4 protein-coding genes are annotated in these 5397 nt (G+C 69.1%); all 4 read right to left on the bottom strand.

Annotation, left to right across the window (positions count from 1 at the left end; genetic code table 11):
- Positions 1-2183 (bottom strand): glutamate synthase central domain-containing protein (locus ABNT58_RS26665; protein WP_348756401.1); only part of this gene is annotated, 2183 nt, incomplete at its 3' end.
- 298 nt (positions 2184-2481) lie between these two features.
- The gene (locus ABNT58_RS26660) at positions 2482-3207 is read right to left on the bottom strand and encodes a transposase (RefSeq protein WP_348756400.1); all 726 of its coding nucleotides are present in this window, start codon (positions 3205-3207) and stop codon (positions 2482-2484) included.
- 61 nt (positions 3208-3268) lie between these two features.
- Positions 3269-4402: a deoxyguanosinetriphosphate triphosphohydrolase gene (locus tag ABNT58_RS26655; protein WP_348756399.1), complete on the bottom strand. Its 1134-nt coding sequence runs from the start codon at positions 4400-4402 to the stop codon at positions 3269-3271.
- A gap of 16 nt (positions 4403-4418) precedes the next feature.
- A partial coding sequence (aroB, locus tag ABNT58_RS26650; RefSeq protein ID WP_348756398.1) for a 3-dehydroquinate synthase occupies positions 4419-5397 on the bottom strand: 979 nt, incomplete at its 5' end.

Below are 5397 nucleotides of genomic sequence, written 5' to 3'. Positions count from 1 at the left end.
TAGTTGTAGATGGCCTTGTCGGCCGACAGGTCGCCCGGCAGCTCCTTGTGCAGCGCGGCCAGCGTCTCCATCGCCAGGTAGGGGTGCACGGCCTCGGCGCCATAGCCGGCCAGCACGCCGAAGTGATGCACCTCGCGCGCCGAGCCGGTTTCCACCACCAGGCCGGCGGTGGTGCGCACGCCCTCACGCACCAGGTGGTGGTGGATGGCCGACAGCGCCAGCAGCGCCGGGATGGCGACGTGCGCACGGTCGACGTGGCGGTCGGTGATGATCAGGATGTTGTGGCCGCCCTTGATGGCGTCCACCGCTTCGGCGCACAACGAAGCCAGCTGCGCCTCGATGCCTTCCTTGCCCCAGGCCAGCGGGTAGGTGATGTTCAGCTCATAGCTCTTGAACTTGCCGTTGGTGTGCTGCGCGATGTTGCGCAGGCGGGCCATGTCGGCGAAGTCGAGGATGGGCTGCGTCACCTCCAGCCGCATCGGCGGGTTGACGGCGTTGATGTCCAGCAGGTTCGGCTTGGGGCCGATGAAGCTGTTGAGCGACATCACGATCGCTTCGCGGATGGGGTCGATCGGCGGGTTGGTCACCTGCGCGAACATCTGCCGGAAGTAGTTGTACAGCGGCTTGTTGCGATCGGACAGCACCGCCAGCGGCGAGTCGTTGCCCATCGAGCCGATGCCTTCTTCGCCGGCCTGCGCCATCGGGCTCAGCAGGAACTTCATGTCTTCCTGCGTGTAGCCGAAGGCCTGCTGGCGGTCGAGCAGCGATTCCTTGGCCTCGCCCGGGCCGGCGCTGTCGGGCGCGTCGATCGCGTCCAGCCGCACGCGCACGTTCTCGATCCACTGGCGGTAGGGCTTGGCGTGGGCGAACTGGTTCTTCAGTTCTTCGTCGTCCACGATGCGGCCCTGCTCGAAGTCGATCAGGAACATCTTGCCGGGCTGCAGGCGCCACTTCTTGACGATGCGGTTCTCGGGGATGGGCAGCACGCCCGATTCCGAGGCCATCACCACCAGGTCGTCGTCGGTGACGATGTAGCGCGCCGGGCGCAGGCCGTTGCGGTCCAGCGTGGCGCCGATCTGCTTGCCGTCGGTGAACACCACGGCGGCCGGGCCGTCCCAGGGCTCCAGCATGGCGGCGTGGTACTCGTAGAACGCGCGGCGGCGCTCGTCCATCAGCGTGTGCTGTTCCCAGGCTTCCGGGATCATCATCATCGCGGCATGGGCCAGCGGGTAGCCGCTCATCGTGAGCAGCTCCAGCGCGTTGTCGAAGGTGGCGGTGTCGCTCTGGCCTTCGAAGCTCAGCGGGTACAGCTTGGGCAGGTCGTCGCCCAGCACCGGCGACTTCATCACGCCTTCACGCGCACGCATCCAGTTGAAGTTGCCCTTGACGGTGTTGATCTCGCCGTTGTGGGCCACCATCCGGTACGGGTGGGCCAGCGGCCACTCGGGGAAGGTGTTGGTGGAAAAGCGCTGGTGCACCAGGGCCAGGGCCGACACCACGCGCGGGTCTTGCAGGTCGAGGTAGTACTTGCCCACCTGGTCGGCCAGCAGCAGACCCTTGTAGATGACGGTGCGGCAGCTCATGCTGGGCACGTAGTACTCGCGGCTGTGCTTGAGCTTGAGCGCCTGGATGGCGCTGGAGGCCGTCTTGCGGATCACGTAGAGCTTGCGCTCCAGCGCGTCGGGCACGATGACGTCGGGACCGCGGCCGATGAAGATCTGGCGGATCACCGGCTCGGTCGCGCGCACGGCGGGAGACATCGGCATGTCGCGGTCCACCGGCACGTCGCGCCAGCCCAGCAGCACCTGGCCTTCGGCCTTCACGGCGCGGGCCAGTTCCTGCTCACAGGCCAGGCGCGAGGCATGTTCCTTGGGCATGAAGATCATGCCGACGCCGTACTCGCCGGGGGGCGGCAGTTCCACGCCCTGGGCGGCCATTTCGGCGCGGTAGAACTCGTCGGGGATCTGGATCAGGATGCCGGCGCCGTCACCCATCAGCTTGTCGGCACCCACCGCGCCGCGGTGGTCCAGGTTCTCCAGGATCTTCAGGCCCTGCTCGACGATGGCATGCGCCTTCTCGCCGCGGATGTGGGCGACGAAGCCGACGCCGCAGGCATCGTGTTCATGGGCGGGGTCGTACAGGCCTTCGCGGCGGAGCGCGTCGATGTCTGCAGGGGTGGTCATGCTCGGCACAGGGCTTTGGGCAGGCGTCGTCATGGCGCGCTCCACGTGAGAGGGGAAGAAAGGACCGTGAATTTAATGCACTGCAGCAGATGATTCAACTGAAACAATTGGGGTCAGTATCCAATTATCTTTCGAAGCCTTGCTCGGCTTGATTAAATAGGGACACATTAGACTGGCTGCGCTGGGGCGGTGTGATGCATCGGCCGTGCCAGCATCAGAGCGTGGAAGAAAACGCTGGACGCTGCGCTGCGGGCGCGATGCGGCGGACGCGTCTGGCGCGTTTGAGGCGTTTGGCGCGTCAGTTTTCCGACTGCTCGCCGTCTGGCGGCAGCGCGTCCGCCGCCGGTGCCGCCTTGCGCGGCCGGCCCCGCGGGCGCGGCGCCAGCGGGCGCTCGGTGCGCTGGGCCATCGCCGCCAGGAAGGCGGGCGAGCCCAGCACCCAACCCTTGTGCTGCGCCTGTGAGAACTGCTCGACCTGCGCCGCCGACAGGCCGCGCGCCAGCAGCGCCTGGTAGGCGGCCTCCCGGTCGAACGGCGTGTTGCCCAAGGCCCAGAAGGCCCGGTGTTCGCTGACCAGCGGGTCGCGCCGCTGCCCACGATGGTGCGCCGTGCTGGACCAGGGCCAGGCCGCGCCCAGCCCGGCCCGCTCGGCGGCGGTGTCCACGTACACCAGCGCGTCCAGAAAATGGCGGTCGGCTTCCACCACCGTCGCGCGGAAGCGCCCTTCCCAGAGCGTGCCGGTGCGGCCATGGCGGCGGTTGAAGCTGGCCACATAACTGCGGCCCAGCGTCTGCATGCACTGGCTCAGGCTGTCGGCCGAAGCGGGCGTGGCCAGCAGGTGCACCTGGTTGGGCAGCAGCGCATACGCGTGCACGGCCAGCCCGCAGGCCGGCGCCGACGCGGCCAGCTTTTCCAGGTAGCTGGTGCGGTCGGCATCGTCCTGGAACACCGGCTGCGCGTTGTTGCCGCGCTGCAGGATCAGGTGGAGTTCTCCCCCGAGGGAGAGACGGGCGAGGCGGGCCATGCCCCGATTCTAATGATCCGTCCCCAATTCCGGCGGGGCTGGTGCCGGGGGCGGCGCCTGCTCAGCCAAACAGCGATTCGCCGCCCAGGCGGGTGTGCTCGCGCAGCGCAAAGCGGTCGGTCATGCCGGCGATGTAGTCGGCCACCGCGCGGTGGCGGTCGGGCGCCTCGGCAAAGTCGGCCGGCATCTCGTGCGGCGAGGCCAGGTAGGCGTCGAACAGCTCGCGCACCACGCGGCGGGCGCGGTCGGTGGTGTCCATCACCTGCGGATGCCGGTAGAGCGAACGCATCAGAAAGCGCTTCAAGCCGGTGCTGTCGGTGCGCATGGCGGGGCTGAAGCCCACCAGCGGCCCAGCCTGGCGCGCCTCGTCGGCCGTGGCCGGTGCGGCAACGTCCAGCGCGGCCCGGGTGGTGCCGATCACGTCGTACACCTGGTCCGACAGCATGCGGCGGATGGCCTCGAACAGCAGCCGCCGGCCCTGCCCGGCCAACGACGGATGCTCGGCCAGTGCCGCATCGCGGTAGCGGGTGAACAGCGGCACCTCGTCCAGCTGCGCCAGCGTGAGCAGGCCCGAACGCACGCCGTCGTCGATGTCGTGGGCGTTGTAGGCGATCTCGTCGGCCAGGTTGCACAGCTGCGCTTCCAGGCTGGGCTGCGTGCCAACAAGAAAGCGGCGGGCCACGCCGCCGGGCTCGGCGGCCTCGATGCGCAGCGCATCGCGCCGGGCGCAGTGCTTGAGGATGCCTTCGCGCGTCTCGAAGCACAGGTTCAGGCCGTCGAACTGCGGGTAGCGCAGCTCCAGCTGGTCGACCACCCGCAGGCTTTGCAGGTTGTGCTCGAAGCCGCCGTGCTCGCGCATGCAGTCGTGCAGCGCGTCCTGGCCGGCATGGCCGAAGGGCGTGTGCCCCAGGTCGTGGGCCAGCGCGATGGCTTCGACGAGGTCTTCGTTCAGGCCCAGGGAGCGCGCGATGGAGCGACCCAGCTGCGCCACCTCCAGCGAATGGGTGAGCCGGGTGCGGAACAGATCGCCCTCATGGTTGAGGAAGACCTGCGTCTTGTAGACCAGCCGCCGGAAAGCGGTGCTGTGCACGATGCGGTCGCGGTCGCGCTGGAACATGCTGCGCGTGGGCGCGGCCGGCTCGGGCACCCGGCGCCCGCGCGAGCGGTCGGGGTCGCAGGCGTAGGGTGCAAGCATCGGTAGGGGCGCTGCGTCAGCCGGTGTGGGCGGCCAGCGTCTCGCGCACCAGCGCGTCAGGCGCGGCGCGCATCACCGCGCGGCCCAGCTGCTCGATCAGCACGAAGCGGATCTCGCCGCCCTCGGCCTTCTTGTCCACGCGCATCAGCTCCAGGTAGCGCTCGGCACCCAGCGCCGGGCCGCGCACCGGCAGCTTCGCCCGCTCCACCAGGCGCTGCATGCGGTCCAGGAAGGCCGGCGGCATCAGCCCCAGCCGCACCGACAGGTCGCTGGCCATCACCATGCCGCAGCCCACGCCTTCGCCGTGCAGCCATTCGCCGTAGCCCAGGCCCGCCTCGATGGCATGGCCGAAGGTGTGGCCGAAGTTGAGGATGGCGCGCAGGCCGCCTTCGCGCTCGTCCTGGCCCACCACCCAGGCCTTGATCTCGCACGAGCGCCGCACCGCATGAGCCATGGCGGCGCGGTCGCGCGCCAGCAGCGCGTCGATGTTGTCCTCGATCCAGCCCAGGAAGTCGGCATCGGCAATGGGGCCGTACTTGATGATCTCGGCCAGGCCGGCGCTCAGCTCGCGCTCGGGCAGCGTATCCAGCACCGCCAGGTCGCACAGCACGCGCAGCGGCTGGTAGAAGGCGCCGATCATGTTCTTGCCCAGCGGGTGGTTGATGGCCGTTTTGCCGCCCACCGATGAATCCACCTGCGCCAGCAGCGTGGTGGGCACCTGCACGAAGGGCACGCCGCGCATGTAGCTGGCGGCGGCAAAGCCGGTCACGTCGCCCACCACGCCGCCCCCCAGCGCAAACAGCACCGTCTTGCGGTCGGCGCTGGCGGCCAGCAACGCGCTGAAGATCTGGTCCAGCGTCTGCCAGTCCTTGTGGGCTTCGCCGTCGGGCAGCTCGATGGTCAGCACGCGGCCGTAGTGCGGCGCCAGCGCCGCGGCCAGCCGCTGGGCGTACAGCGGCGCCACGGTGGTGTTGGTGACGATGGCCGCCACCGCG

The organism is uncultured Aquincola sp. (genome assembly GCF_964001545.1).
GTDB lineage: Bacteria > Pseudomonadota > Gammaproteobacteria > Burkholderiales > Burkholderiaceae_C > Aquincola.
The sequence above is the reverse complement of the archived record's forward strand: the minus strand, read 5'-3'. Positions and strand labels throughout refer to the sequence as shown.

What these genes read in the sequence shown, in the direction of transcription:
- ABNT58_RS26660 (WP_348756400.1), bottom strand. Translation starts at nt 3,207, where the DNA reads ATGGCCCGCCTCGCCCGTCTCTCCCTCGGGGGAGAACTCCACCTGATC.
- ABNT58_RS26655 (WP_348756399.1), bottom strand. Translation starts at nt 4,402, where the DNA reads ATGCTTGCACCCTACGCCTGCGACCCCGACCGCTCGCGCGGGCGCCGG.